The 26,649-nt window shown below is 61.3% G+C and carries 22 protein-coding genes; 8 read left to right on the forward strand and 14 right to left on the reverse strand.

All coding sequences use genetic code 11. The annotated features are described in order from the left end of the window. The first annotated feature begins 34 nt into the window (after positions 1–34). A complete protein-coding gene (locus ASE94_RS15600; protein WP_062631158.1) occupies positions 35–2,683 on the forward strand; it encodes a nitrate reductase in 2,649 nt (882 codons plus the stop codon). Here the strand turns inward: ASE94_RS15600 and ASE94_RS15605 are convergent. Then, positions 2,680–3,441 carry an SDR family NAD(P)-dependent oxidoreductase gene (locus ASE94_RS15605; protein WP_062631159.1) on the reverse strand — a complete coding sequence of 254 codons (762 nt, stop codon included), beginning with the start codon at positions 3,439–3,441 and terminating at the stop codon, positions 2,680–2,682. The genes ASE94_RS15600 and ASE94_RS15605 overlap by 4 nt on opposite strands. A gap of 3 nt (positions 3,442–3,444) precedes the next feature. Further along, a complete protein-coding gene (locus tag ASE94_RS15610) occupies positions 3,445–4,146 on the reverse strand; it encodes a creatininase family protein (RefSeq protein WP_062631160.1) in 702 nt (233 codons plus the stop codon). Positions 4,147–4,263: 117 nt separating this feature from the next. Between ASE94_RS15610 and ASE94_RS15615 the strand changes: the two genes are divergently transcribed. The 4 genes from ASE94_RS15615 (at position 4,264) to ASE94_RS15630 (ending at position 9,879) form a co-directional block, all read left to right on the forward strand. After that, the gene (locus ASE94_RS15615) at positions 4,264–5,202 is read left to right on the forward strand and encodes an isoaspartyl peptidase/L-asparaginase (RefSeq protein ID WP_062631161.1); all 939 of its coding nucleotides are present in this window, start codon (positions 4,264–4,266) and stop codon (positions 5,200–5,202) included. 119 nt (positions 5,203–5,321) lie between these two features. Next, the gene (locus ASE94_RS15620; RefSeq protein ID WP_062631162.1) at positions 5,322–6,029 is read left to right on the forward strand and encodes a GntR family transcriptional regulator; all 708 of its coding nucleotides are present in this window, start codon (positions 5,322–5,324) and stop codon (positions 6,027–6,029) included. A gap of 92 nt (positions 6,030–6,121) precedes the next feature. Beyond that, positions 6,122–8,167: a hydantoinase/oxoprolinase family protein gene (locus ASE94_RS15625; protein ID WP_062631163.1), complete on the forward strand. Its 2,046-nt coding sequence runs from the start codon at positions 6,122–6,124 to the stop codon at positions 8,165–8,167. Next, on the forward strand, positions 8,164–9,879 hold the full coding sequence (locus ASE94_RS15630) for a hydantoinase B/oxoprolinase family protein (RefSeq protein WP_244484061.1): 1,716 nt from the start codon (positions 8,164–8,166) through the stop codon (positions 9,877–9,879). Before ASE94_RS15625 ends, ASE94_RS15630 begins: the two co-directional genes overlap by 4 nt. Here ASE94_RS15630 and ASE94_RS15635 read toward each other — a convergent pair. Next, positions 9,871–10,275 carry a RidA family protein gene (locus ASE94_RS15635; protein ID WP_062631164.1) on the reverse strand — a complete coding sequence of 135 codons (405 nt, stop codon included), beginning with the start codon at positions 10,273–10,275 and terminating at the stop codon, positions 9,871–9,873. The two genes, ASE94_RS15630 and ASE94_RS15635, sit on opposite strands and share 9 nt — an antisense overlap. A gap of 106 nt (positions 10,276–10,381) precedes the next feature. On the opposite strand from ASE94_RS15635, the gene ASE94_RS15640 reads away from it, so the two are divergent. Both ASE94_RS15640 and ASE94_RS15645 read left to right on the forward strand, forming a co-directional pair. After that, entirely contained in the window at positions 10,382–11,131 is a 750-nt protein-coding gene (locus ASE94_RS15640; protein ID WP_062631165.1) for an SDR family NAD(P)-dependent oxidoreductase, read from the forward strand. Further along, the gene (locus ASE94_RS15645) at positions 11,128–11,853 is read left to right on the forward strand and encodes an SDR family oxidoreductase (protein WP_062631166.1); all 726 of its coding nucleotides are present in this window, start codon (positions 11,128–11,130) and stop codon (positions 11,851–11,853) included. Before ASE94_RS15640 ends, ASE94_RS15645 begins: the two co-directional genes overlap by 4 nt. 45 nt (positions 11,854–11,898) lie before the next feature. Here ASE94_RS15645 and ASE94_RS15650 read toward each other — a convergent pair whose 3' ends face one another. Genes ASE94_RS15650 through ASE94_RS15700 form a run of 11 tightly spaced genes read right to left on the reverse strand, consistent with a single transcriptional unit; the run spans position 11,899 to position 24,926 of the window. Further along, positions 11,899–13,572, reverse strand: coding sequence for a M14 family metallopeptidase (locus tag ASE94_RS15650; protein ID WP_062631167.1), 1,674 nt, complete (start codon positions 13,570–13,572; stop codon positions 11,899–11,901). Next, positions 13,569–14,612, reverse strand: a complete 1,044-nt coding sequence (locus ASE94_RS15655; protein ID WP_062631168.1) for an ABC transporter ATP-binding protein — start codon at positions 14,610–14,612, stop codon at positions 13,569–13,571. Before ASE94_RS15655 ends, ASE94_RS15650 begins: the two co-directional genes overlap by 4 nt. Continuing rightward, on the reverse strand, positions 14,609–15,655 hold the full coding sequence (locus tag ASE94_RS15660; RefSeq protein WP_062631169.1) for an ABC transporter ATP-binding protein: 1,047 nt from the start codon (positions 15,653–15,655) through the stop codon (positions 14,609–14,611). Before ASE94_RS15660 ends, ASE94_RS15655 begins: the two co-directional genes overlap by 4 nt. A 3-nt stretch (positions 15,656–15,658) precedes the next feature. Next, the gene (locus ASE94_RS15665) at positions 15,659–17,062 is read right to left on the reverse strand and encodes a dihydroorotase family protein (RefSeq protein WP_062631170.1); all 1,404 of its coding nucleotides are present in this window, start codon (positions 17,060–17,062) and stop codon (positions 15,659–15,661) included. Beyond that, positions 17,059–18,489, reverse strand: coding sequence for a hypothetical protein (locus ASE94_RS15670; RefSeq protein WP_062631171.1), 1,431 nt, complete (start codon positions 18,487–18,489; stop codon positions 17,059–17,061). The genes ASE94_RS15665 and ASE94_RS15670 overlap by 4 nt, the downstream gene beginning before the upstream one ends. Beyond that, the gene (locus ASE94_RS15675) at positions 18,486–19,667 is read right to left on the reverse strand and encodes a pyridoxal phosphate-dependent aminotransferase (RefSeq protein ID WP_062631172.1); all 1,182 of its coding nucleotides are present in this window, start codon (positions 19,665–19,667) and stop codon (positions 18,486–18,488) included. The genes ASE94_RS15670 and ASE94_RS15675 overlap by 4 nt, the downstream gene beginning before the upstream one ends. Further along, positions 19,667–20,896, reverse strand: coding sequence for an amidohydrolase family protein (locus ASE94_RS15680; RefSeq protein WP_062631173.1), 1,230 nt, complete (start codon positions 20,894–20,896; stop codon positions 19,667–19,669). The genes ASE94_RS15675 and ASE94_RS15680 overlap by 1 nt, the downstream gene beginning before the upstream one ends. 9 nt (positions 20,897–20,905) lie before the next feature. Continuing rightward, on the reverse strand, positions 20,906–22,087 hold the full coding sequence (locus tag ASE94_RS15685; RefSeq protein ID WP_062631174.1) for a Xaa-Pro peptidase family protein: 1,182 nt from the start codon (positions 22,085–22,087) through the stop codon (positions 20,906–20,908). Further along, entirely contained in the window at positions 22,084–23,166 is a 1,083-nt protein-coding gene (locus ASE94_RS15690) for an Ldh family oxidoreductase (RefSeq protein WP_062631175.1), read from the reverse strand. The genes ASE94_RS15685 and ASE94_RS15690 overlap by 4 nt, the downstream gene beginning before the upstream one ends. A 3-nt stretch (positions 23,167–23,169) precedes the next feature. Then, positions 23,170–24,048: a DUF4438 domain-containing protein gene (locus ASE94_RS15695; protein ID WP_062631176.1), complete on the reverse strand. Its 879-nt coding sequence runs from the start codon at positions 24,046–24,048 to the stop codon at positions 23,170–23,172. Beyond that, a complete protein-coding gene (locus ASE94_RS15700; RefSeq protein WP_062631177.1) occupies positions 24,045–24,926 on the reverse strand; it encodes a DUF4438 domain-containing protein in 882 nt (293 codons plus the stop codon). The genes ASE94_RS15695 and ASE94_RS15700 overlap by 4 nt, the downstream gene beginning before the upstream one ends. A gap of 194 nt (positions 24,927–25,120) precedes the next feature. Here ASE94_RS15700 and ASE94_RS15705 point away from each other — a divergent pair, with 194 nt between their 5' ends. After that, positions 25,121–26,641 (forward strand): carboxypeptidase M32, encoded by a 1,521-nt coding sequence (locus ASE94_RS15705; protein ID WP_062631178.1) that lies wholly within the window; start codon positions 25,121–25,123, stop codon positions 26,639–26,641. Positions 26,642–26,649: the final 8 nt, after the last annotated feature.

A 26,649-nucleotide genomic window follows, 5' to 3' on the forward strand; every position in this document is an offset into this window, starting at 1 on the left:
TTCCTTCGCCCGTCGACTTTGGAAACTAGGCTGCATGACCGCCCTCGGCTCCGCCAAAACCGTCAAGACCACCTGTCCCTATTGCGGCGTCGGCTGCGGTGTCCTTGCAACGCCCCAAGCCGATGGCAGCGTCGCGATTGCGGGCGATCCCGATCATCCCGCCAATTTCGGTCGCCTTTGCTCCAAAGGCTCCGCACTCGGCGAGACCCTCTCGCTGGGAGGCCGGCTTCTCCACCCCGAAATCGGCAATCGCCGCGCCAGTTGGGGCGAAGCGCTCGACCTCGTCGCGACCCGTTTTCGCCAAGCCATCGAGCAATACGGCCCAGATTCCGTCGCGATTTATGGCTCGGGCCAGCTCCTCACCGAGGATTACTATGTCGCCAATAAGCTGATGAAGGGCTTTGTCGGCAGCGCCAATATTGACACCAATTCCCGCCTCTGCATGGCATCGTCGGTCGCGGGCCACAAACGCGCCTTCGGCTCCGACACCGTCCCGGGCAATTACGAAGATCTCGAACTGGCCGATCTCGTCGTGCTCGTCGGTTCCAATCTCGCCTGGTGCCACCCCGTGCTTTACCAGCGCCTCGCCGCCGCCAAGGCCGAACGTCCCGATATGCGCGTCGTACTCATCGATCCGCGCCGCAGCTCCACCGCCGACATTGCCGATCTTCATCTGCCGCTCCGCTCCGACGGCGATAGCGCACTTTTTGTCGGTCTCCTCGGTCATCTCGCGCACCATGGGCACGTTGATGCCGACTTCGTGGCGCAACACACAAGCGGCGCCGAATCCGCATTGCTCCTCGCCGAAGATTGGCCGCTCGACCGCGTCGCCGAAGCCACCGGCGCGGCAGCTGCCGACATCGCAACATTTTATGACTGGTTCGCCAAAACCGAGCGCACCGTCACCGTCTATTCCCAGGGCGTCAATCAATCCGCCTCGGGCACGGACAAGGTCAATGCCATCATAAACTGCCATCTCTTGACCGGCCGCATCGGACGCAAGGGCATGGGCCCCTTCAGCGTCACCGGTCAGCCCAATGCCATGGGCGGTCGCGAGGTCGGTGGTCTCGCCAATATGCTGGCCGCCCATATGGATTTCACGCCCGAAGCGATCGACAGGGTAGGGCGCTTCTGGCAGGCGCCCAATGTCGCGACCAAGCCGGGCCTCAAGGCTGTCGATCTCTTCAGCGCCATGGCGCGAGGCGACATCAAGGCAGTCTGGATCATGGCGACCAACCCCGTGGATTCTATGCCCGATGCCGACGCCGTCCGCGCTGCTCTCGAAGCGTGTCCCTTTGTCGTCGTCTCAGACATGAATGCGAAGACCGACACTGGCCACTATGCCCATGTCAGACTTCCGGCCGCGGGCTGGGGCGAAAAGGAAGGCAGCGTCACCAATTCGGAACGCCGCATATCCCGCCAGCGCCCCTTTCTTGCCCTTCCAGGCGAGGCGCGTCCTGATTGGTGGATCATCTCCGAAGTTGCGCGACGCCTCGGACATTCCAAAGCTTTTCCCTATCGCACCCCCAGCGACGTTTTCGCCGAACACGTTGCGCTGTCGGCTTTTGAAAACGACGGAGTCCGCGACTTCGACCTCGCTGGGCTAAGCGGCGCCGATTACGCGGCCATCCAACCTACCCAATGGCCGCTGCGCACCAAACCCATCGCCCGTATGTTCGGCAATGGCCGCTTTTTCACGCCCGATCAAAAAGCCCGCTTCATCCCGGTCATGCCGCCTCCGCCAATTCGCCCGGCGCCCGGCTCATTCGTGCTCAACACTGGCCGCGTCAGGGACCACTGGCACACCATGACCCGCACCGGAAAAGCCGCTCGGCTTTCCGCCCACTATGCCGAGCCTTTCCTCGAAATTCACCCGGCCGATGCCGAGCGCCTTAACATCCGCCGCGCCACTCTGGTCCGTGTGTCCAATGCCCGAGCCAGCGTGACGCTGCGCGCTGTCGTCACCGACCGCCAGCCGCAGGGCCAGGTCTTTGCGCCCATGCACTGGACCGACCAGTTCGCCTCCGATGGCCGCATCGATGCGCTTGTCGCTGCCAAGACTGACCCGGTCTCCGGTCAGCCCGCTCTCAAAATGGCGCGGGTCCATGTCGAACCGGCTGGCGCTCGACTCTTTGGCTTCTTCGTCGCCGCGCAAAGTCCAGCATTGACCAGCGACTACTGGGCTGTCGCGCCCATCGAGGGCGGCACGCGCGGCGAACTGGCATGGTTCAATGAGCCCGAAGATTGGATCGCCTGGCTCAAAGCAAATTTCCATCTCCCCTCCAACGCCCGCATCAAAACCTTCAGCGACGACCGCGCTGGCCGCCGGAACTTCGCAGTGCTCGAAGATGGACGCCTGATCCTCGCGCTCTACACCTCTCCCGATCCCGTCATTGTCTCCCGCCAATGGGCGACGACGCTTCTTACCAAAACAAACCTCAGCGCCTCAGTCGTGCTCGCCGGTCGTCCTGGCGCCGACACGCCCGACCCGGGCGCCACCGTCTGCTCCTGCTTTTCCGTCGGTATCAACACCATCACCGCCGCCATCGCCAAAGAAGGCTGCGACACCGCGGAAGCCATCGGCCAATGCACCAAAGCCGGCACCAATTGCGGCTCCTGCCGCCCCGAAATCCGAAGGATATTGGCGTCAGCAATGGCCCCACTCAGCCAATCGCAATCCTAAGCCCGCCCGCCATCGACGCTGATAATCTGCCCCGAAATCCACGACGCTTCATCGGATGCCAAAAACAGTGCCGCCACCGCGATGTCATTGGGCGTGCCCAAGCGCCGTGTATGCGTCGACGCGATCAGGTGGTCTTGTTGGTCACTCGTGTAGCTGTCCCACTGGCGCTGGGTGTTGGGATTGGACAACACGAAGCCCGGCGCAACGCTATTCACGGTTATTCCAGCGGGTCCCAATTCAAGGGCTAGCTGTTTGGTCAGCCCGACCAGTGCGTGCTTTGCTGCAGAATAGGCCTGAATACCCGTGAGGCTAGGACGAAGTCCTGCCCCGGATGAAATGGTCACAATCCGCCCCGCGCCACGTTCTTTCATATGAGGCGCGACTGCTTGAGCGCACCATAACGCGCTCTCGACATTGGCCGCGAATAGCTGTTGCCACGCATCCGGCGTAATGGCCTCCAACGGGCCGCCCACCTGCCCACGAACACCTCCGGCCGCAGTCACCAAAATGTCGATGCCTCCCGCCGAGCGCACGACCTGCTCCACTGCCCTGGCAACCAAGGTCTGATCAGCGAGGTCGACGGGGATCGTGAGCGCCACGCCCGACGATGCCAACGGGGCCATCCCGGCCTCGTCGATATCAAAGCCCGCGACAGAGGCGCCGGCTTGGGCAAAAGCAATGGCAATTGCGCGGCCAATGCCTTGGGCGGCACCGGTCACGATGACGGACTTTCCGTTGAAGTCGAACGTTATGGACATGACCTAAGCCCAACCGTTCTCGATCAAAGACCTGGTTTCGTCGATCGCAATATCCCAGATCGCTTGCATTTCCTCGTCTGGCCGCTGGTAGAAGCCACCGAAATTACCGTCGCCGAGATAGTCCTTTACCGCCTGGCTCCCCATCGTTTTCAGCTTGTCCAAATCGCTCATCGGCTTTTGGCTGCTGGGCATGCCGATATTGGGCAGTCGCGTCCATGCAAAGTTCTCCATCCACGACGCATGGCTGGCGACGGGGTCGATGGCCTGCACCTTGGCAAAGGTTTTCGGGGCATTCCACCAGTTGTGCCAGCGTATCCGGCAGTCGGCATGATCGTTCAGCCATTCGAGAGCCGTCGTTTGGCCGGGGCTGTTGCCGCCATGTCCGTTTACGAAAACGAAGCGCCGAAAACCCTGGCCGGCAAGGCTATCGAGCATGTCGGTGATGATCCGGCCGTAGGTTTCGGCGCGGAGCGAAACGCTGCCGGGATAGGCAGTGAAATAGGGGGTGATGCCATAGGCCAGAACGGGAAAAACCGGCACGCCGGTTGGCTCTGCGGCTTCGACCGCCACTTTTTCCGCAAGGATCGAATCGACACTATTGGAGAGGTAGGCGTGCTGCTCCGTCGAGCCGAGCGGGATGATCGCGCGATCGTCTCGGCGCAGATAGTCCTCGACGGCAAACCAGTTCATGTCCGAAATTTTCAAGGCTGATATCCCAATCCAGTCTGACCACGCACCACCGATTGACCAGCGGCAGAACTGGCCTCAGGGTTGACCACAAGGCGGCGCCGATCAAGCCGCAATCTCAGGGAGACCTATCAATTGGCGACACTTGCCATTCACGGAGGCGCTGGCACCATTCCGCGCGGCTCGATCACAGAAGAAGGTTATCGCGCAGCTCGTGAGGGGCTCAGGGCCGCTCTTGCCGCCGGATGGTCTGTGCTGAAAGAGGGTGGCCTCGCCATCGATGCGGTCGAGGCTGCGGTCGTGGCGCTGGAAGATCACCCCAGTTTCAATGCAGGTCATGGCGCAGTCCTCAATGAGCGACAAGAGCATGAACTCGATGCCGGAATCATGGATGGGCGAACCTTGGCCGCGGGGGCGATCGCATCAGCCCGCCACATTCGCAACCCGATCCAGGCTGCGCGCCTCATCATGGAAGACGGCACGTGCCTGCTGCTTTCCGGTGCGGGTGCCGACGATTTTGCGCGTGGCCAGGGCCTTGCTATGGTCGAGCAGGATTATTTCACGACGCCCCTTCGAAAGCAGCATTGGCAGCGCGCCGAAGACGAGCGTACCGGCAAACTCAATCGCAGCCGCACGGAAGCGGAAAAGCACGGCACGGTGGGAGCCGTTGCGCTGGACGACGCCGGCAATCTTGCAGCGGCAACGTCGACCGGCGGATACACATTCAAGCGAGCCGGGCGTGTGGGAGACGCGCCGATCATTGGTGCCGGAACCTATGCGCGCAATGGCGTCGTCGCCGTGTCCTGCACAGGCCTCGGCGAGTACTTTATCCGCCGATGCACCGCCCACGACATTGCATCGCGCATGCTCTACCTCGACACCCCTCTTGCCGATGCAACACAGAATGCAGTCAACGAGCTGAAAGGGGACGGTGCCGGCGCCGGGATAATAGCGATAGACCGCCATGGTGCCATTTCGTTGGTGCACAATACTGAAGGCATGTATCGCGGCAAAGTGTCAGACGATGGTGTGATCTACGTCGGCATTTACGCTGACGACTTCGGCGCGGAATAATCAATCCAGCCTTTGATTGTCTAATTGTAAGGCAATGTTGTGGGGAAATAGGCCGGGTGATAGAAGCGGCCTTGTGTTGGCGGCAAAGCCTTGCCCCGGCGCCCAAGGTGGAGACACGCATGCACGGCGAAGCAAACCTCGTCGAACTCCCGCAACCCAAGCGGATTTCGCTGTCGGAAAGCGTCGCCGATACTATCGCCGAAGCCATCGCGACCCGCATCATTTTGCCCAATGAGCGAATCGTCGAAACGACGCTGGTGGAAAAACTGGGCGTCAGCCGTGTGCCGATCCGCGAGGCGCTGAAGGTCCTGCACGCGCAGGGCATTATCAGCGGCGGTGGGCATAAGGGCTACCGCGTTGCTGCCTTTGAGCCGGGTATTACCCAGCAGATCATGGAAGTGCGCCTGAGCCTCGAGACCTTCATGCTGCGCGATGCGATCGAGAACTGGCGCAAGGGACAAGGCAGCCCCAAAGTCCTCCAGCCGTCTATTGAAATGATGATTGCCTCGGCCAAAGGTGGCAGTCTGCGCAATTCGCTCATTGCCGATCTCGAATTTCACCGCGCGATTCGTCAGGCGGCGCACAATCCTATCGTGGGTACCCTCTGGGACACGATCGCGCGCCATGTCCTCATCATCTTCAATTTCGAGCGGTTCCGAGACGAAGACCTCGAGGCAAGCGCCCGGCAGCACGAGCAATTCCGCGACTGGATTGTGGCGCAGGTCGGCAAGCCCTCGACGCCGTTCAGGGATATCCAGGCGGCGCTTGAAGATCATATGCTCTTGATTGCGCGCAAGAAAACCGGCGACGTTTCCATCAGTCGCTAGGGCAGCGAGCCGATAAAAAGCCGGTTGATCGATTGTATACTGTATGACAAGGTCCGAGGAGATAGCCTCTTCTCAACCGGGTTTCCCCATACATGTATCGTATTGGCGTCGACGTTGGCGGCACGTTCACGGACTTCACCTTGCTCGATGACCGCTCGGGCGATGTCCACTTTTTCAAGACATCCTCGACACCGCATGATCCCTCCGAAGCGATCGAGAATGGCTTGCGCGACATGCTCGGCGAATTGGGTTTTGCGCCTTCATCCGTGAGCTATCTGGCGCATGGCACGACCGTCGCGACCAATATCGTCATCGAGCGGCGCGGCGCGCGGACCGGGCTCGTGACCACCAAGGGATTTCGCGATGTGCTCGAGCTCGGGCGGCAGGCTCGCCCCTCGATCTATGATTACCGGGTGGAAAAGCCGCCGGTCCTGATCCCGCGCGACCGTCGCGTCGAGGTGCTTGAGCGGATCGGGCCGGATGGAGAAGTGCTGCAGGCACTCGACGAGGACTCGCTGCGCGAGGCAGTCGCCAAACTGGCGGCCACCGGGGTCGAAAGCGTTGCCATCTGTTTTCTCCACTCCTATCGCAGGCCGGAACACGAAGCCCGCGCTAAGGAAGTCGTCCGCGAGCTTCTGCCTGATGCCTATGTGAGCCTTTCCTCGGAAATTCTGCCGGAATTTCGCGAGTTCGAACGCATGTCGACTGTCGCGGTCAATGCCTTTGTTGGGCCGCGCATGGGCAGCTATTTGCAGCGCTTCCGCAAGCGCGTTGCTGATGTCGGCATTCCCGCTGCGCCTTATACGATCCACTCCAACGGCGGGTTGATGTCGATCGACACGGTCTATGCGAGTCCGGTGCGCACCTGCGTGTCCGGGCCAGCGGCCGGTGTGGTGGGCGCTGCTGAGATTGGGCGCGTTGCGGGACTGCCCAATCTCATCACCTTCGATGTCGGCGGCACCTCGACCGACGTTTCCTTGATCGACAATTGCACGCCGCTTTTCACCAGCGCGCGGCTCGTCGCCGGCTATCCGGTCAAGACGCCGATGCTCGACATTCACGTCATTGGGGCAGGTGGAGGCTCGATCGCTGCGATTGATGACGCCGGCTCGATGAAGGTCGGGCCACGATCGGCTGGCGCAGCACCGGGGCCGGTGGCTTATGGGCGCGGTGGCACGGAGCCGACGATTACCGATGCCAACCTCTGCCTTGGGCGCCTCGACGCGACGACCCTCTTGGGCGGTCGCATGCAGATCGATCTCGAAGCGGCACGCCGGGTCATTCGCGAGGCCATCGCCGAGCCGCTTGGCATATCGCTTGAAGCGGCCGCCCACGGCATCATCCAGATCGCCAATGCCAATATGAGCCGCGCCATCCGGTCGGTGTCGGTGGAAAAAGGCTATGACATGGGCGACTTTGCCCTCTGCGCTTTTGGTGGCGCGGGGCCGCTCCACGCGGCGGAAGTCGCGGTCGAATGCGGCCTGCCGCGTATTCTCATTCCGCGTGAGCCGGGTACGCTTTGTGCCCGCGGCATGTTGCTGACCGATCTCAGCTCGGACTATGTGCGCAGCTTCTTTTCAGATTGCACCGCAGAGAACTGGACCCACGTCCTTGGCCTCTTCGATGCCATGGAAGCCGAGGGCACGGCCTGGCTCGACAATGAGGGCGTCGCCACCGGCGACCGGCGTTTCAATCGCGTACTCGACGCCCGCTATCGCGGCCAGAATTTTGAGGTCAAGGTCGACTGCAGCGGCCTTAGTGACGGCGATCTCGAAGAACTCGAAGAGCGGTTCCACGCGGCCCACGTCAAAGAATATGGCTACGACATCCGACACCGGGCGATCCAGTTCGTCTCGGCCCGCGTGCAGGCGATCGGCGCCGTCGAAAAGGCGCCACAGGCGGAAGTTCAGGGCGGATCAAGTCTCGAGGCCGCTCAAACAGGCTCCCGGCCCGTCTATTATGATGCCACTCACGGCTGGCTCAACACCCCGATTTATCATCGCGGCGACCTGCCGTCCGGTGCGTCGATCTCCGGCCCGGCCATTATCAACGAAATGAGCGCAACGAGCCTGATCCTGCCGGGGCAAACCGTCGTCGCCGACCGCTGGGGCAATCTGATCGTGGAGACCAACCTGTGACCCAAGACAATGATCGCATCGCCGATGCCATCCAGATGGAGGTGTTTTCCAACCGGTTGCTCGCCATTGCCGAGGACATGGGGTCGATCCTGATCCGCTCGTCTTTCTCGTCCAATATGAAGGAACGCCGCGATTGTTCGACGGCGATCTTCGATGCGCAGGGGCGCCTGGTGACCCAGGCCGACCACATTCCCATTCACCTCGGCGCCATGATCGGTGCTGTCGAGGCTATGCTGGCGCGCTACCCCTTGTCGGCCATGAAGCCCGGCGACGCTTTCATTGCTAATGATCCCTACCTCGCTGGTGGCAGCCACTTGCCGGATATCTCGATCATCACGCCGGTGCATCATGAGGGCGAGGTCCGGTTCTTTGCCGGCAATATCGCGCATCATGCCGATGTCGGCGGCAAGACACCGGGATCGACCTCGGGCACGTCTCGGTCGATTTTCGAGGAGGGCATCCGCCTGCCCATCATCCGCATCGCCCGCGGTGGGGAGATCGATGAGGATCTGCTCGAACTGATCGCCCACAACACCCGCGATCCGGAGGAGCGGTTGCTCGATCTGCGCACGCAGATCGGCACCAATGTGCGCGGCGGCGCCATGCTGGTGCAACTGGTCGATCGCATGGGCTGGCCTGCGGTGTCGCAGGCTATCGGGGATATTTTGACCTATACCCGCCGTCGCCTGAGCAACCGGGTGGCGGCTTTGCCCGATGGTGTCTATCGCTTCGAGCGCGCCATGGACGATGACGGCTTTCCGGGCGAACCGGTGCCGATCGTTTGCACGGCGACCATTGCAGGGGACAATCTTTCTTTCGATTTTGCTGGCTCGGGTCCGCAGGCGCGTGGGGCGATCAACCTGCCGGACAGTGCCCTCAAGGCCTCGATCTACTATTGCGTCAAAGCGGTGCTCGATCCGGGCCTGATGCCCAATCAGGGAATTATCGACCCCATCGGCATTTCCGCGCCGCGGGGCACGATCGTCAATCCAAAGGCGCCGGCCGCTGTCGCTGGTCGTGCTGTCACTTCGAACCGTCTTTGCGGCGCCGTGTTCGGGGCGCTTTACCAGGCCATGCCGGAAGACAAGGTCATGGCCTCGTGCAATGACTCGACCTCGGCCGTTTCCATCTCCGGCTGGCATGAAGGCCGCCATGCGACCTATGTCTATCCCGAAAGCATGGGCGGCGGTGCTGGCGCCTTTGCAGATCGCGACGGCATGGATGCGGTCCATGTCCACACGGTCAATTCCACCAATCTGCCCGCCGAAGCGCTGGAACTCGAATATCCGCTGCTGCTCGACGAATATTGCCTTGTGCCGGATTCCGGCGGGGCAGGGCGGCATCGCGGCGGCATGGGCATGGCAAGGCAGATCCGCATTCGGGAGGACAATACAACCTTCTCGGCTCGCTCGGATGCCCACATCATTCCGGCGCCCGGCGTCGCCGGTGGCAAGGCGTCAAATGTGACGCGCATCCGGCGCAATCCCGGCACGGCGCAGGAAGAAAACCTGCATTCCAAGGCGTCCGGACTGGTGCTCGCGGCGGGCGAAGTGATCCGCGTCGAAACGTTGGGCGGCGGTGGCTTTGGCGATCCCCGCGAGCGTCCACTTGCCGCCTTGGCCGCCGACCTTCGCGAGGAAAAAATCACCCGCGCGGCCGCCGAGCGCGACTATGGCACAAGCCGTGTCGCAGAAGCCCTTGCGCTAGGTTGAAGCCTGGCGCGAGGTATAGACGACGAGCTCAACCTCAAGCTTGACCTCGGGTCCGCCCAGCGCCGCGACGATCAGACCGGTATGGGGCGGACGGTGTTCGCCAAAGAACGCCTTCCGCTCTGCCGCTGCTACCGCGGAATCGGCCGGGTCCACGAGATAGGTGGTGATCTTCACCACTTGGTCGCGCTCCGCACCGATATGGCGGAGGATAGCGTCGATGTTGCGATAGACCTGTGCCGCTTGTTCGCCGGCGTTGCCCGGCCCGACCAGTTTTCCGGCGCTGTCACGCGAGACCTGCCCGGCTATGAAAGCAAAATCGCCAGCTTGGGCCACGTGCTCATAACTGGCAGGGGCGTAGATGTCGGGAGGGCTGGATAGGGTAATCGAGAGGCTCATCACATGCTCCGTTTGCCCAAATCTACGACTTTGAGTTTGTATTACAAGCATACAATACTGTAGGCTTTGGCAACCAAATCTGGGGGTAGATGTGAGACTAGAAGGCATGGTTGCCGTGATCACCGGCGGCGCAAGCGGGATGGGGCGGTCGACTGCGATGCTTTTCGCCCGCGAAGGCGCGAAAGTCGTTGTCGGGGATGTCGATGACGCTGAGGGCGCGCGTCTGGCCGATGAGGCGAAAGCGGCGGGACTGTCGATTGTCTTTCAGCACACAGACGTGTCCCAGGAGGATCAGGTCGCCGAACTTATCGCCCGCGCGGAAAAAGATCACGGCAAGCTCGATACCATCTTCAACAATGCCGGCATTGAACAACCGGTCACGCCCTCTGAGGATGTTACCGAAGCACTTTTCGAGCGCGTGATCGACATCAACCTCAAGGGTACCTTTTTCGGCTGTAAACACGCGATCCCGGCGCTGTTGCGCAATGGCGGCGGTACCATCGTCAACAACTCTTCGGTAAGTGCCTTTGCCAATGTCGGTGGCAATCTGAGCTATGCGGCATCCAAGGGCGGCATCATGTCGATGACCCGCGTCATCGCCATCGAATATGCGACCCGCAACATTCGCTGCAACGCCATCAATCCGGGCGTCATCGACACCGGCATGAACCGGAGAAATTTGGAAAAAGCCACAGACCCTGATGCGCTGGAACAAAAATGGCGTTCGATCACGCCGCTCGGGCGCATGGGCACTGGCGACGAAATCGGCGAGGCTGTGCTCTTCCTTGCCTCAAAACAGTCCTCGTTCGTCACCGGGATTGGGCTTGTCATCGACGGCGGAAGGATCGCGACATGAGCGGCAAACTGGACGGCAAGATTGCCATCGTTACTGGCGCAGCGCGTGGCCTCGGCCGCGCTATTGCGCAGCTTTATGCAGCCGAAGGCGCGACGGTCTATGCGCTCGATGTGTTGGAGGATGAGCTCCGGGGCCTTACCGACCTGCCGGGCGATATTCGTCCGCGAAAGCTCGATCTCACCGACGCAGAAAGCATCGAGCCGGTGCACAAAGCCATCGAAGCCGAGGCGGGTCGGATCGACGTTCTGGTCAACAATGCCGGCATCATTTTCTTCAAGCCGGTAGAGGACGTCACCATCGCCGATTGGGATCGGCTGATGGGCGTCAATCTCAAGGGCGCGTTCCTCTGCGTCAAAGCAGTCGCACCGGGGATGAAGGCTCGAAAAGCCGGCGCTATCATCAACGTTTCCAGCAATGCCGGCATTGTCGGCGATGTCGATGAGAGCACCTATTGCGCGTCCAAGTTTGGCGTCGAGGGTTTGTCGCGCGCGCTGGCCAAGGAATTTGCGCCCTACAATGTCTCGGTCAATATCGTGACCCCCGGCCATGCCATGCACACGCCGATGAGCGAAACGACCTATTCGCCGGAAATGCGGAAGATCTGGAAGGACCCGATCGAACTTGCACCGGCTTTCGTGCATCTGGCCGTTCAGGACGCCAGTGGTCTCCACGACCAGCGCATCAAGGCTTGGGATCTGGTGCAGGAAATAGCTGCCCGATAAAAATACTCCGGTCCCAGAAGGACCGGAGCCAGTTGGGACAGGAACTCAGTTGATCGTCGTGGTGACCCGATGCGTGCCGCCCTTTTCGGAGCGGCTGGTGACGGTCACCGATGCGCCGGGCTTGGCGCGAACAAGCCACTCGATGGGGCGGCCATTGGCGGTCCATTGCTGGCCCCAGGGCGACCAGGGATAGAGGCGTTCGTTGCGGCCTGCGAGATTGCCGAGATCGGCGGTTTCGGGGTTCATCACCAGCTCCCCGCCATCGACGCTGATCGCCGCAGTGACGGGCTTGGCCACCTTATTAGCGATGGCAACGTCCGAGAGGTTGGTCGGGAGATAGCCGAAATTGCTGATGACCGCGCGCACCTTGTAGAGATCGCTGCCGACGGCGGTGAGGCTCACATCCTCGACCTTGACCTGCGGCGCGGCGGCCGCATGCTTGAGATTGAAGAGGACGTTCTGGCGGACCATTTCTTCGAGCAGATTGCCCGGCGGATTGCGGTAGCTCCAGATATTGACCATGCCGCCGATTTCGATCTTGCCCAGTTGCGGATGATCGAACGGCTTCCAGTCGCGCCAACCTTTTTCGGCCATGTTGGCCTTGACGTAATCATAGACCTTTTGCTGCACCTCTTCATTGCGCGGATAGAGGTTGTAATAGCCTTCCTTGGGCACGCCGGCCGTACGCTCGAGATCCCAGAGCTCGGTGCCGAAGGAGATGATGCCCATCTCCTCATAGGTCCAGTCCATCAGGCCGCCGCGGCGGACGACGGATTTGTCCGGCGTGAATTCTTCGTAGATCGAGACGGTCGGGTAGCCAGTCAGCGCCGTGCCGACCTTGCCGATTTCCTTATAGAGATTGATATCCCGCGCGCTCATGGCGCTATCGGGCTTGGTCATGGATGGCCGCAGGATAATGCCGCCATGGGTGTGATAGGCGCACATACCGCAGATGTTGGGATGGTCGAGGATGAACTTTGCCATGCCGAAGGCTTCCGGCTCGGACAGCGGGTGAATGCCGGCGCCATATTCCTGCGGCGACCAATGGGTCGGGAAGTTGCGGTTCATATTGCCGTCGAACGGCTTTTCGACCGGGACGTTCACCCCGTCATAGTTGCGGACGGTACCCTCGGGATACATTCGGTAATATTCGCCGCCTTCCTCGCCCGGCGTGCGCTGCACCATAATGTCGGGATTGCTGGCGCTCTTTTTCCACTCGCCCTTAGGGTCCGGTACGCGCATCCAGACGATGTAACCATCACCATCGATATCCTCGGGGATCAGGCCCTCGAGCCGATCAGCGCCGGGCATGAAGCGGCCATTGCCGCACCAATTGTAATAGGGCGGGACAAGCGATAGCTCAGCGCCGTCCGGATTGATGCGCGGCAGAATGTAAAACACCTGCGTATCGAGAAGGCGCGTCGCTTCCTTGTCGGTGCCGTACTTGGTCAGCAGGTGATAGACGGCATAAAGCGCCGCTGCCGAGGTCGCATGTTCCTCGGCGTGGATCTGGCCGTCGATGTAATAACCGGGCTTTTCGGCCGCCGGGCCGGTCTTGGGGTTGGTGATCTCAATCAGCCAGACGTCGCGCCCTTGAAAGCTCTTGGCGAGCGATTTCATCGTGGCGAGGTCGGGATAAGCAGCGACCAACCGGCGCAGGCGCTCCGTCATCTCGTCATAGGTGTAGTAGCGGTCAAATTTCACATCGAGATCGGTCATGGCATATCCTGGGCGGCAAGTTGGCCGTAGGCGGGTTGTGGGGCGGTGCGGATGCAGGCGCTGAAATGACCCGGCGACACTTCGACCGGTACCGGCACGACCTTGGCGCAGTCGGCGATCGCCATGGGACAGCGGGTGCGGAAGACGCAGCCGGAGGGCGGGTTGATAGGGCTCGGAATATCGCCCTTGAGAATGATCCGATCCTTGCGCGCCGTGATGTCTGGATTGGGCACTGCGGAGAGGAGGGCCTTGGTGTAGGGGTGGTTGGGATTGCGATAGAGCGTGCGCGTCGGCGCGATCTCCATGATCCGCCCGAGATACATGACGATGACCCGGTCGCTGATATGCTCGACGACCGCCAGGTCGTGGGCAATGAACAGCATGGTCAGGCTGAACTTGTCCTTGAGGTCTTCAAGGAGGTTGACGACCTGCGCCTGGATCGACACGTCGAGAGCCGAGACCGGCTCGTCGGCGACGATGAAATCGGGCTCGACGGCCAGGGCGCGGGCAATGCCGATACGTTGGCGCTGACCGCCCGAAAATTCATGCGGGAAGCGATCGAGATAGTCCCCGCTCAAACCGACCTGTTCGAGCATGGCGACGATCCGGTCTTCGCGATCGGCCGAGGTGCCGATATTGTGGACGGCCAGCGCATGCCCCAGCACGGTGCGGATCTTTTCGCGCGGATTGAGACTGGCATAGGGGTCCTGAAAGACAATCTGCATCCGCTTGCGATAGCGCCGCATCGCGGGCTTTGAGAGCTTGCTGATATCAGCGCCATCGAAGTCGATGACGCCCGATGTCGGCTCCCCCAATCGCAGAATGGTTCGGCCTACGGTTGTCTTGCCAGATCCCGATTCTCCGACGAGCCCGACGACTTCGCCCCGGCGGATCGAAAAGGATACGTCGTCGACCGCTTTCACATTGGTGACGACGCGGCTCAGCACACCGCCGCGTATCGGAAAGTACTTTTTGAGGTGTCGCACATCGAGCAGTGCATCACTTGGAGCGACTGGCGTTGGAAAGGATGTCTCGGTCATGCCGTCGCCTTGGTCTTGAGATCGAGTTCGCGCCAGCGCACGCAGCGGACGGATCGGCCACTATCGAGCACTTCGAGCGGTGGTTCGGCTGCCGCGCAGCGCTCTTCGGCAAAGGCGCAACGGGTGCGGAAACGGCAGCCGCCGGGCAGCTTGGTCAAGAGCGGCACATAGCCCGGGATGGTCTGGAGCCGCGTCTTTTCTTCATATTCGCCCATGCGCGGGATCGACTGCATGAGGCCCGATGTGTAGGGCATCAGGGGCTTGGAGAAGATTTCGGCGACGGTACCGGTCTCGACGACCTGTCCGGCATACATCACCACTACCCGATCGGCCATTTCAGCAACGACGCCGAGATCGTGAGTGATGAAGACAATCGCCATGCCCATCTTGGCTTGGAGATTGCGCATCAAGTCGAGGATCTGCGCCTGGATCGTCACATCGAGCGCCGTCGTGGGCTCGTCGGCAATTAGCACGCTCGGTTCGCATGAAAGCGCCATGGCAATCATGGCACGCTGCCGCATGCCGCCCGACATTTCATGCGGATATTGGCTGGCGCGGCGGACCGGCTCCGGAATGCCCACAAGTTCGAGCATTTCGATGGCCCGTTGGTGCGCTGCTTTCTTGCCAAGCTTGGAATGCTGCATGACCACTTCGGCGATCTGGGTACCGATGGTGTGTACTGGATTGAGGCTCGTCATCGGCTCCTGGAAGATCATGCCGATATCGTTGCCGCGAATGGCGCGCATTTCTCCTTCAGGCAAGCTCACCAGATCCTTGCCGCGAAGACGAATGGTCCCTCGCGAAATGCGGCCAATCTTTTTGGGCAGAAGCCGCATGATGGAAAGGCTAGTCACGGATTTGCCCGAGCCGGACTCTCCGACGATGGCGAGCGTTTCGCCGCCTTTGACGACGAAGCTGACGCCGTCGACGGCGCGGACATCCTGGCCTTCGCCGACGATGAAGGAGGTCTGCAGGTCTTCAACCTCGAGGAGAGGCGGTTCGTTGGTCCGTGCCGTAGACGAAGATGCGAATGCGTCAGTCATGGGTCAGGCCCTCAATCTGGTGTCGGGTCGGATCGTCCGGTCTGGAGCGACGAAGTGGCCGTCTCCCGCTTGTCCAACGACTTCGCCATCAAAAACGGTCTTGCCGCCAACCAATGTTCGCGTCACCCGGCCCGAAAATTTCGCGCCGTAATAGAGGTGAGCCACATCGCGCGCGAAGGTGTGGAGGCTTTCCTTGGTGATTTCGGTTACGCCAATGGGGTCAACGAGGATCAGATCGGCATCCGCGCCAACGGCAATGCGTCCCTTGTTCGTCAGCCCAAAGCGGGCCGCAGCATTGGCGCTCAAGAGTGCCATGGCTCTATCGAGCGAAATACGGCCCTTGGCGACGGCGTCTAACATGGACGGCAGAAGAATTTCCGATCCCGGCGAACCTGGTGGCGCGCGCAGAAAATCCTTGGCGCTTGCAAGCTTCTCGGCATGGGAAAATGCCGCGTGGTCGGTCGTGACATGCTGGATCGTGCCGTCTGCCAGTGCGGACCAAAGCGCTTCCTGATCTGCCTGGAGCCGGACTGGCGGATTGATCTTGGCAAAAACCCCCGCCTTGCGCACATCGTCATGGGTGCGGAAGAGATAGTGCGGACAGGTTTCAGCCGAAAAATCCGACGTTCCCTTGAACCGCCGCAGGACGTCCACCGTCAGTGCGCTGGTGACGTGGGCAATGTGCAGCTTTGCCCCAGCTTCGATGTTCATGGTGAGGAGCTTGGCGACCGCGACAGCCTCGCAGATGGCTGGGCGCGCCGCGAGATGCGTGTCGGGATTGGCCAGATCAAGCGATCGGGCGGCAGCTTCGCTTAGCGCGATCATTTGGGTGCTCTCGGCATGGACGACGAGCGGAATGCCCGTTGCCGCAACGGCCTTGAGCGCGCGCATCTGGTCTGCCTCGTCGGGAAACGACAGGCCAAAGAACTCGTCATCGCGACCGGCCGGGGCTTCGGTCGTAAAAATCTTGAAAGCGATGGCGCCGGCATCAGCCATGGCACTGACTGCTTCTGGTGTCAGGTCGCCAGGAGCGCCAAAAATGCCGAAATTGACCCGGGCATGTTCGGCGAAATGCGCCTTTCGCATCTCGACCCGTTCGGCCGAATTGCAGCACGGCTTGCTGATCGGCATTTCGAAAAGCGTGGTGATGCCGCCCGCCGCCGCAGCCTTGGTTTCGCTCTCGACCGTGCCCCGATCCGGATAGGCCGGAGCGCGGATATGGAAGTGAATATCGATGACGCCTGGCAAAAGGGTTTGCCCAGCCCCGTCGATGATCGCACTGGCCTCTCCAGCACCCGCTGGCAGCAGCGCGGCAATTTTTTCGCCCCAGATGGCCACGTCGATTTTCGTGATCCCCGTCTCGGTCAGCACGTCCGCATTGCGGATGATGGTGTCGTAATGCGTCAATCCTTCAACCCCAGTTCTGTCAGGGCCTTGGCCACGCCATCGAGATTGGTCAGGTGCATGCTGGCATAATTGGGCGCGAGAACCACGCCATGACCACCGGCACGATAGGTCGCCATGACGGAGCGGTAAGCGATGTCGGGCGTCATCTTCGCTGTCTCGGCCTTAGTGCGCGGGGCATCGACGCCGAGGCCCATGAAAACCTTGGCCTTGCCGTTGACGCCCTTCACGGCATCCGCGCATTGGCCGAACACATAGGTGTCCGGGTCCATGCCCGCGGCGATGACGTTGGCATAGGGCGCCTCGTTGAGGCCGAGAATGCGATAGAGCACTGCCGTCGCTTCATCGGGCGAAAAATCGCGCAAAATGGTCTTCTGGAAGAAGCCCAGTTCCTTGGTGAACACCTCGCCGGCCTGATGCTGATAGGTGATGGGCTTCACCCAATCGGCATACATGGTCTGCTCTTCCCACGGCCATTGGGCGCGGCGGAAGATATTGAAATGGTTGCGGTTCCAGACATTGAGCCCGAAGCTCAGGCCCGGCTTGCACCATTTCACGAGACCATAGAGCTCGCGGTCGAGGTCCTTGTTGCGCTCAAGCCAGAACTTTTCCCAGATCAGCGCTTCGGGATTTGCCAGCAGCGTGCGGATGAAGGTGATGAATGCGCCATCGGCAAACTCCTTGCCCGACGAGGCTTCCTGCATGAAATCGTAGAGATTGAGCAGTGCGCGGCGACAGGCTTCGACGTCGATACCGCGCTCCATGGCTTCCTTGCGGGCATGGGTCGAAAAATCACCCGGCGCACCGCCCTGGATCAGAGTGTCGAGCGGCGAGTTGCGCTCGTTACACCACATGACGCCATCGATATCGTAATTGCGGACCTGATCCTCGATCATCGAGAGGATCCAGTTGCGATAGTCCGGGTGGCTCGTCGATGGGTCGCTGCCGAGGCGGCCAAAAATGTCGACCTCCATCGCCTGGGCGAGGTTGGGAATATCAACCGTGTTGGTCGAACCGTGACCGGTATATTTGAAGAACGGCTCCATCAGCTCGATGAAGACCTTCATGCCCCGCTCGTGGGCGGGGGCGATGACCATGTCGAGGATGTCCTTGCCTTCGAACTCGGGGTCCTTGGCCCGATAATCCTTGATAAAAGTGCCGTTGTAATAGGCCGAATCGGGCTCGAAATAAGCGCCCCCCTTCATAGCGAAGGGTTCCGGCACGCCATGATCGGGCCAGCCGTCGAGCTTATGCGAGATCGAGCGGCCGGTCTTGAGGCCGAGCCAGGAGACGGTGCCGAGCATCAGCACGTTGACACCGACGCGGTCCTTCAGAATATCGAGGACGTTTTCGACGCCTTCGTCGATGAAGTTGATCGGGCTAACCTGGATGCCGACAAATTTCTCGGCGGGATTGGGCTTGTCGGTCATGCGGCGGCTTTCGCGTGCTTGGCGATGAAGCCCTTCATCCGCTCGACCGCATCCTTAATTTTGTCGAGCGGCTGCAGGAAGGACATGCGGATATAGCTCGGGTCATGATCGCCGAACATGGTGCCGGGGAAGAGCATGACGCCTGTTTCGCGCAGCAGCTTTTCGCAGAATTCGGGCGTCGACATGCCTGTGCCGGCAACGTTGATATAGACGTAGAAGGCGCCGCCGGGCTTGCCGTAGGTCAGGCCCATTTCGTCGAGTGCGGGCAGCAGATAATCTCGGCGTGCTTTGTATTCCGCGATCATCGCCTCGATCGGCTCTTGCGGCCCGGTCAGCGCAGCGAGGGCCGCATATTGGCTGATGGTCGATGTGTTGATCGAAAGCGTATGACGGGTGTCGGTGATGCGTGAGATGAAATCGGCAGGGGCGGCCATATAGCCGACGCGCCAGCCTGTCATCGCATACGTCTTGGAGAACCCGTTGAGCGTGATGGTGCGATCCTTCATGCCCGGCAGTGTCGCGATCGAGAGGTGCTCGTAGCCATCATAAATGATCTTGGCGTAGATTTCGTCGGAGACGATGATGAGGTCGTGCTTGATCGCGAGATCGGCGATGCCGCGGATGACGTCTGGAGGCGTAACCGCGCCCGTCGGATTGTTGGGCGAAACCAGCACGAACATCTTGGTTTTCGGCGTGATGCGCTTTTCGATCTCGGTGAGGTCGAGTGCGAAATCGTCCTTCTGGAACGTCGGGACCGGGACGGGCACGCCACCAGCCAGGTTGACCGCCATGTCATAGGTGGTGAAGCGCGGGGAGGTGATGAGTACCTCGTCCCCCGGCTGGATCAGCGCCAGCATGATCAGCGTGATGGATTCCTGGACGCCTGCGGTGACGGCAATGTCGTCAGCGGCGTAGTCGAGGCCGTATTCTTTGTTAAGGTGCTCAGCGATGGCGGCCCGCAGCGGCGGGATGCCATGAGGACCGGTATAGTGATGCTGGTTGTCGTCGAGCGCTTTCTTGCCGGCTTCGACGATATGAGCGGGTGTATGGAAATCAGGATCGCCGCGACCCATGGCGATGACATTGGTCATGCCGGCGGCGATGGCGAGCATCTTGGTCCGGAACGAGCCGTCGTCCTCGGTGATGCGGGTGGCCATATGGTCGTTCAGAAAGCTCATCAGTGCATCCTCTTGCCGGCGATAAAGGTCATCTCGACGCGTTCGAGCGCATAGAGATCCTCGTCGGGTTTCCCGTCGACGACGATGAGGTCGGCTTCCTTGCCTGCCTCGACCGTGCCGATCTTCTTGTCCATTTTGGAAAGCTGTGCGCCGCGAATGGTGATGGCGCGCAACGCGTCGAGATTGTTGGGGCAGACACCGACCTCGACCATGAAGGCGAGTTCGGGCGCAATGACATCGTGCTCGACGGCCGGGCTACCGGCGTCGGTGCCGAAGACGATCGGTACGCCGGCCTTGGCCGCGCGTACGAGGCCATCAAAGCGCGTCTTGTCGCCCACGGCTTTTTGACGCTCGAGCACTTTCCACTCGGGAATGCCAAATGCCCTGGCGATATCGGGCTTGGCTTGCATGACGAGGGCCGAGAAGGTGGTGACGATCGGGATCTTCTTGTCGAGGAGGATCTGGATTGTCTCGTCGCTCATCGAGCCGCCATGCTCAACGCAATCGACACCGAACTCGGCAACGCGACGGATACAAGCGTCGTACGTGGCATGCGCCGTGACGGGCAGGCGGTTGCGGTGGGCTTCGTCGATGACGGCCTCAAGCTCGGCGTCGGTGAATTCGAGGGTGTCGTGGCAGGCCATGATCTTGATGAGATCGGCGCCGCCCTTGACCTGATCGCGCACGGCGCGGCGCATTTCATCAGCGCCCGAGGCTTCGCGGCAGACCCAATAGGTATGGCCGCCGGTCTGGATGATCGATTCGCCTGAGACAAGCAGACGCGGTCCGGGGAAAAAGCCTTGGGCGACAGCCTGCTTGGCAAAGAGATTGGCATTGTGCACGCCGAGATCGCGGACCAGCGTGACGCCGGCGCGGAGCGATTTCAGCATGTTGCCAGCGGCCTTATAAGCGCGGATTTCCGGCGAGTCGTACATGGACTGGAAGGACAGCTCATGCACACCGTCCCAGGACAGGTGGCCGTGGGACTGGATCAGGCCAGGCATGATGGTCTTGCCGCCAGTATCGACGACCGCGAGATCGGTGTTGCCGAGCTCTGACGCCGGGCCGACGCGAACAATCTTGCCGCCGCGAATTTCGACGAAACCGTCTTCGATGATCTCGTCGCCGACAGCGGTAATGATGCGGCCTTTCAAGACCTGATCGACCGGCTTGAGGTCGAACATGGGCTTGGTGATCTTGGTATAATGCCAGGAGGCGGGTTCGGGCATTTCAGGTCCTCAAAGCGGAATGACGCGCTGGTCAATGGGAAGGGTCGCGAGCAGGCGCGAGGGGATTTCGACGTAATTGTCGTGGACAATCATGGTGTTGATGGTGCGGTAGCCGTCGCGGCCGGGGCGGTAGACGCCGGGCTCGTTGGAGAAGACCATGCCGGCTTCGATGGTGGTCATATCGCCCGGTGCGAGCCAGGGCGCTTCGTGGCCTTCGAGCCCCATGCCGTGACCGATACGGTGGCGGATAGTGTCGCCGAGGCCCGCTGATTTGAGCGCATCGAGGGCGGCTTCGTTAACATCCTGGCAACGTTGACCCGGCTTTAGCGCGGAAACGGCGGCATCATTGCAGTTGGCCATGGCGGTCATGACATGGCGTTGGTCGTCGCTCATTTCACCGACGACGAGCGTGATGCCACTTTCGGCGTGATAGCCGCCGAGGCTGGCGCCGATGCCGGAGATGATCGTGTCGCCATATTCGGGAACACGATGGCTGGTCGAGCCGTGGGGCAGGGCAGCGCGCGGACCCGAATGGACCGAGGCGGAGATGCCGAGCTTGGTGCCCGCAAAGGCGGCGCCGTAGTCGCGCTTCAAGGCCGCGAGGGCAAAACCGGTGCTGTCGGCGAGGAGGTCGAGTTCGCTGCCGCCATTGCGGATGATGGTACCGGCTTCGCTGGCAAGGCGGAAGAGGCAGAGGTCGGCGTAGCTGGCGGCGATGCGCGTGAGTTCGAGCTCTTCGGCCGTCTTGATGAAGCGCAAGGGCGCGGCGAGGTCTTCGAGGACGATCGCGTCGGCGAGGGTATTGAGCGTTGCGAGAAGGCGTGCGTCGAGCGTGTCGATGGCGATGCGCCGGGCCTTGGATTGGCAAAGCATCCAGGCGATCGGATGAACGAGGCCGGGGAATTCTTCGTATGTCGCGAGTTCGACGCCTTCGACCGGCTCGGCATTTTCAAGTTCGAGCAAGGGCACGAACAGAAGTACTGGTCCATCGACGGGCACGTAGAGGCCGATTGGGCGCTCGTTGACCGAGAAGTTGAAGCCGCAGGCATAAAAGACATTGGCCGGCGAGAGCAACAGCACCCCATCAACGCCACGCCATTCGGCGGCGACGCGCAGGCGGGCCTGCACGTCCTGCCGGAAGGCCTGGCCCAGCGGCTGGACCGGTTTAACGGGGGGGGGCTGCAGGTTCACAGCCGGGCCTCGTTATAGGGGCCAATCGCCTGGATTTCGGATTTGAGGCCGAGTTCCTTGCCGAGAGCGACGAGATCGGCGAGCACTTCATCGTCGAGTGGAACACCGGCCTGGGATTTCCTGGCGACGCGGCGCGCTTCCTGCTCGCCCGGGATGAGGACCTCGGAAAAGCCGGGGCGGGTCTGGCGTGATTTGACCATTTGGGCGAATTCGCCCATGCGCGCCTTGAACTCGTCGAGCGGCATGAACCATTCGATATCGACGGCCGTGAGGCTGTGCGAGACATCGAGTTTGGCCGGGTCGGCATAGGGCGTAAGGCCAAAGCCGCCGCCGCCGATCACGCCGGTCAAAACGTCGGTCATGAAAGCAAGGCCATAGCCTTTGTATTCGCCGATCGCGAGGAGGGGGCCCTTCATTGCAGCATCGGGATCGTCGGTGACTTCGCCCGCAGGTGTCAGGGCCCAGTCGAGCGGCATCTTTTTGCCCTCGCGCGAATGCCACTGCATCATGCCCTTGCCGGCCGTGGTCAGGGCAAAATCCATGACGGCGGGAAAGCCGAGATTGGTCGGGGCAGCGATGCCCCAGGGATTGGTGCCGACGGCGCCTTCCCGCGCACCCCAAGGCGCCATCTCCGGGCCGGCATTGGTATAGGCGATGCCGATGCAGCCCGCCTCCATGGCCTGGCAGGCATGGACGGCGGACGAGCCATAGTGCGTCGAATTGCGGACGATGACCTGCCCGATGCCGCAGACCTTTGCCTTCTCGATCGCGAGTTTCATCGCCTTGGCTGCTGCAACCGTGCCGATCCCGTTGTGGGCATCGACGAGGGCGAGGGCCGGGCTTTCCTTGACCAGTTCCCAAGGCGCGCGTGGATCGACGAGCTTTTCGCCAATCCGTTCCTGATAGCGGCGCAGGCGTCGGACGCCCTGGCCATGGCCGGGATGGAAGCGCAGTTCGGAAAAGATCAGCGCATCGGCAAAGATGCGGGCGTCTTCGGGCCTAAGCCCCAAGGCTTCAAAGCCTTCGGCCATGAAGTTTTCGAGGCTAGGCTTATCGACGCTGGTTAAGGTGATGGCCACGGTTCACGCCTCGAGCTTGAGGAGCGAGGCGATATTGGCGCTCGCATCCTGATAGGCGCCGAGCTCGCCCTTGGGCGCGGTCATGATCACGGTCATGCCGGGGCCATAGCCGGAGCGCGGTCCATCAGTCTGGCCAACAATGCCGATGCTCATGGCGCCGCGGAGGTAGCCATGATTGTAGCGGCTGTCGGTGTTTTCGATGGCGACGACATCGCCGAGCTTGAGCTGGTCGAGGCCCGCTTCGGCAAGCGCTGCCTTATCGGTCGACTGCATGTGAAGGCTGCCGCCTTCGCTCGTGAGACCAGCCCCCGCGCCGACGAGAAAGGCTGGTACGGTGGCGACGACCCCGAACTTGAGGATCCCGTCTTCGGTCCTGCTCGGCAGCGCTTTCAGCAGATCGGGCGAGAGGCCCTTGCAGTTGATGGCTTCGTGGCCGTGAATTGAGATGCCCGTGCCATAGGACTTGACGAGGATCTGGTCCCCAATCGCCATCTTCTTCCGGACGTCCTTCGGGAAGTGGACGATCACCTGCTCGGAGAATCGGCCCGACTTTCCGGTAACGACGCCCTTGGCGCCTTGGGCCTGGCCGGTCATCACCGTCGCGGTATTGCCAAGGCACGCAAAGACGTTGAGGCCGCGATTTTTCAGATCGTCAGTACCGCGGATCGACACGCCGGGATGGATGCAATCCGCCGCCCAGCCAAAGGCGCGATCGCCAACCGAGACATTGTAGACGATGCCGCCCCAGGCCGGCAGCAGGAAGGGCGTGCCATCGGCCGCGAGGCGATAAGGCTCTGCGGGGAGGCCGGGAAAACCGGGATGGGCGATGGTGCCGCCAACCGAAACGGCAACGAGATCGGCTTCGTTGAAGGACACGGTCATTTGGCGGCTCCGATGCGGAAATAGTTGGAAATGTTCGCGGTCGGGTCGATCTCGAACTCGATACCGCCGGTGGCGCAGCTCATCAGCGTCATGATGCCTGGCCCGTGGCCCGTCATGATCGAGTCGCCATGGATGCAGATGGCGATGGACACGGCGCCCTCGCGATAGGAGCGGCCGAAGTGATGGTCGGCGTGGCGGATGGCGATGATGTCGCCCAACCGCATCTGGTCGATCCCGAGATCCGCCATCAGCGCGCGATCCCCGCTCATCAGGTCCTGGTCGACATATTCGGAATTGAGCTCGGCGCCCGAGCCCATGATTTCGATGGGGAGTTCGATGGCGACGGGGAGTTTCAGGGCGCCATTGCCGGCGCGCGTCAGGCGCAGTGCGTTGAGCAGTTTGGGACTGGTTTTCTTGAACTCGACTTGCGGAAATTCATTGAGCGCAATGCCGCGGCCCAGGGCCTCGATCTGGATCTGATCGCCAACGTTGAGAAGGTCGTTCACCTCATCCGGGAAGGCGACGAGGAGGCGGGCATGCTCGCCGGTCACCGTGCCCTTGGCGCCCTTGGCGAGGCCCGACATGACCGTCGCTTCATTGCCCACGCAGCTGAGATAATGCAGCGCCATGTCCGATTTTTCGTCGGGATGAGCAATGGAAACGCCGGGTTCGACATGGTCACCCGCCCAGCCAAATGCCCTGTCGCCGACACTGGCATTGTAGGTCACGCCGAACATGCCGGGCAGGATCACGCCCTTGCCGTCGGGGTAGTGCGTGTAGTGCCCCGGCCGCAGCGACGGCGTGCTGACATAGCCGCACACGGCTATGGCGACGAGGGTGTCGGCATTGGAGGTGAGGCCCCCCAGATCACTGCTCATTTGTGCGGTTCCACTATTTTCAGACGCCTCGTTTGCATCGCTTGACAACCTTTAGATTCCCTGTCCAACATTAGCTCGTTAGATTGTCGACAATCTGATAAACGACAAATGTGCATACGGATCGGGCGTCGTCAAGCACCTGATCAACAAAGCGGCAAAAACAACCGCACTGAACAAGAAAGATAGTCAGGCCAATGAGTTACGCGCAGCTTATGGAAACTGTGGGGCAGGTGAACGACCTGCTCAACGCCCAGTCGATCCTGAGCTGGGACTCGCGCACCATGATGCCCCACGGCGGTCATGAAACCCGCGGCAAGCAGTTGGCAACGCTATCCGTTTTGACCCGCGACCTGCTGGTTTCGGCCAATACGCGCTCCCAGCTCGACAAGGCCGAGGCCGAAGTCGCCGGCATGGCTGACGGATCTGTGGAAAAAGTCATGGTCGCCCAGGTGCGCGAAGCCATCGACTGGCACCTCGCCATTCCTGCCGAACTGACCCGCAAGCGCGCCGAGCTTGGCTCCAATGGTCACGCCATCTGGGCGAAGGCGCGCGCCGAGAGCGACTTCAGCCAGTTCGCGCCAATTCTCGAACAGACAGTGGCGCTCAATCGTGAAATGGCTGAGGCCATCGGCTATAGCGAACATCCCTACGATGCGCTGATGTACCGCTTCGAGCCGGGCGAAACGGTCGCGACGCTCAAGCCGCTGTTCGACCGTCTGCGCGAAGGTCTGATCCCCTTGGTGAAAGCCATCGGCGAAAAAGAGCAGCCGCGCTTCGATTTCCTTGAGCGCCATTATCCCGTCGACCAGCAGCATGCCTTTGCGCTGAAAATGGCGCAAAAGGTCGGCTACGACCTCAATCGCGGCCGCCTCGATACGACCCTGCACCCCTTCGAAGTCTCGTTTACCCGTAACGACGTCCGCATCACTACGCGGTTCAATCCCAATTACATGGCGGCGAGCCTGTTCGGTGCGCTGCACGAAGCCGGACATGCGCTTTACGAGCAGGGCGTTGATCCCGCCTATACCCGCACACCATTCGCGACCGACCTCGTTGGTCTCTATGCGGTCGGCGGCGTCAGCTTCGGCGCGCATGAATCGCAATCCCGCCTTTGGGAAAACCATGTCGGCCGCAGCCGCGAATTCTGGCAGGTCAATTTCGCCGAGGCGCAGAAATTCTATCCCGAGCAACTGGCCGATGTGACGGCCGAGGAATTCTTCCGCGCCGTCAACCGCTGCAAGCCCGGCTTCATCCGCGTCGAAGCCGATGAACTGACCTACGATTTCCACGTCATGCTGCGCACCGATATCGAAGCCGCGCTGATCGACGGATCGCTGGCGGTCAAGGACCTGCCGGAAGCCTGGAACGCCAAGATCAAGGAATATCTGGGCCTCGACGTCCCCAACGATGCCAATGGCGTGCTGCAGGATGTGCACTGGTCATCGGGCCAGATCGGCACCTTCTGCAACTACACGATCGGCAATGTCATGGCCGGCCAGTTGTTCGAGACTGCCAAGCAGGACGCGACCATCGCATCGGGTCTCGCGACGGGCGATTATGAGCCGCTCCGGGCCTATATGGTCGAGAATGTGCACCAGCACGGGCGCCGCTACATGCGCGACGAGCTGCTGATCAAGGCGACTGGTCGCAGGCTCGACCCCGAGCCCTATATCGCGCACCTCACCAGCAAATACACCGAACTTTACAGCCTTTAGGGGAGGGG

The organism is Devosia sp. Leaf64 (assembly GCF_001421945.1).
Classification (GTDB): Bacteria; Pseudomonadota; Alphaproteobacteria; order Rhizobiales; family Devosiaceae; genus Devosia.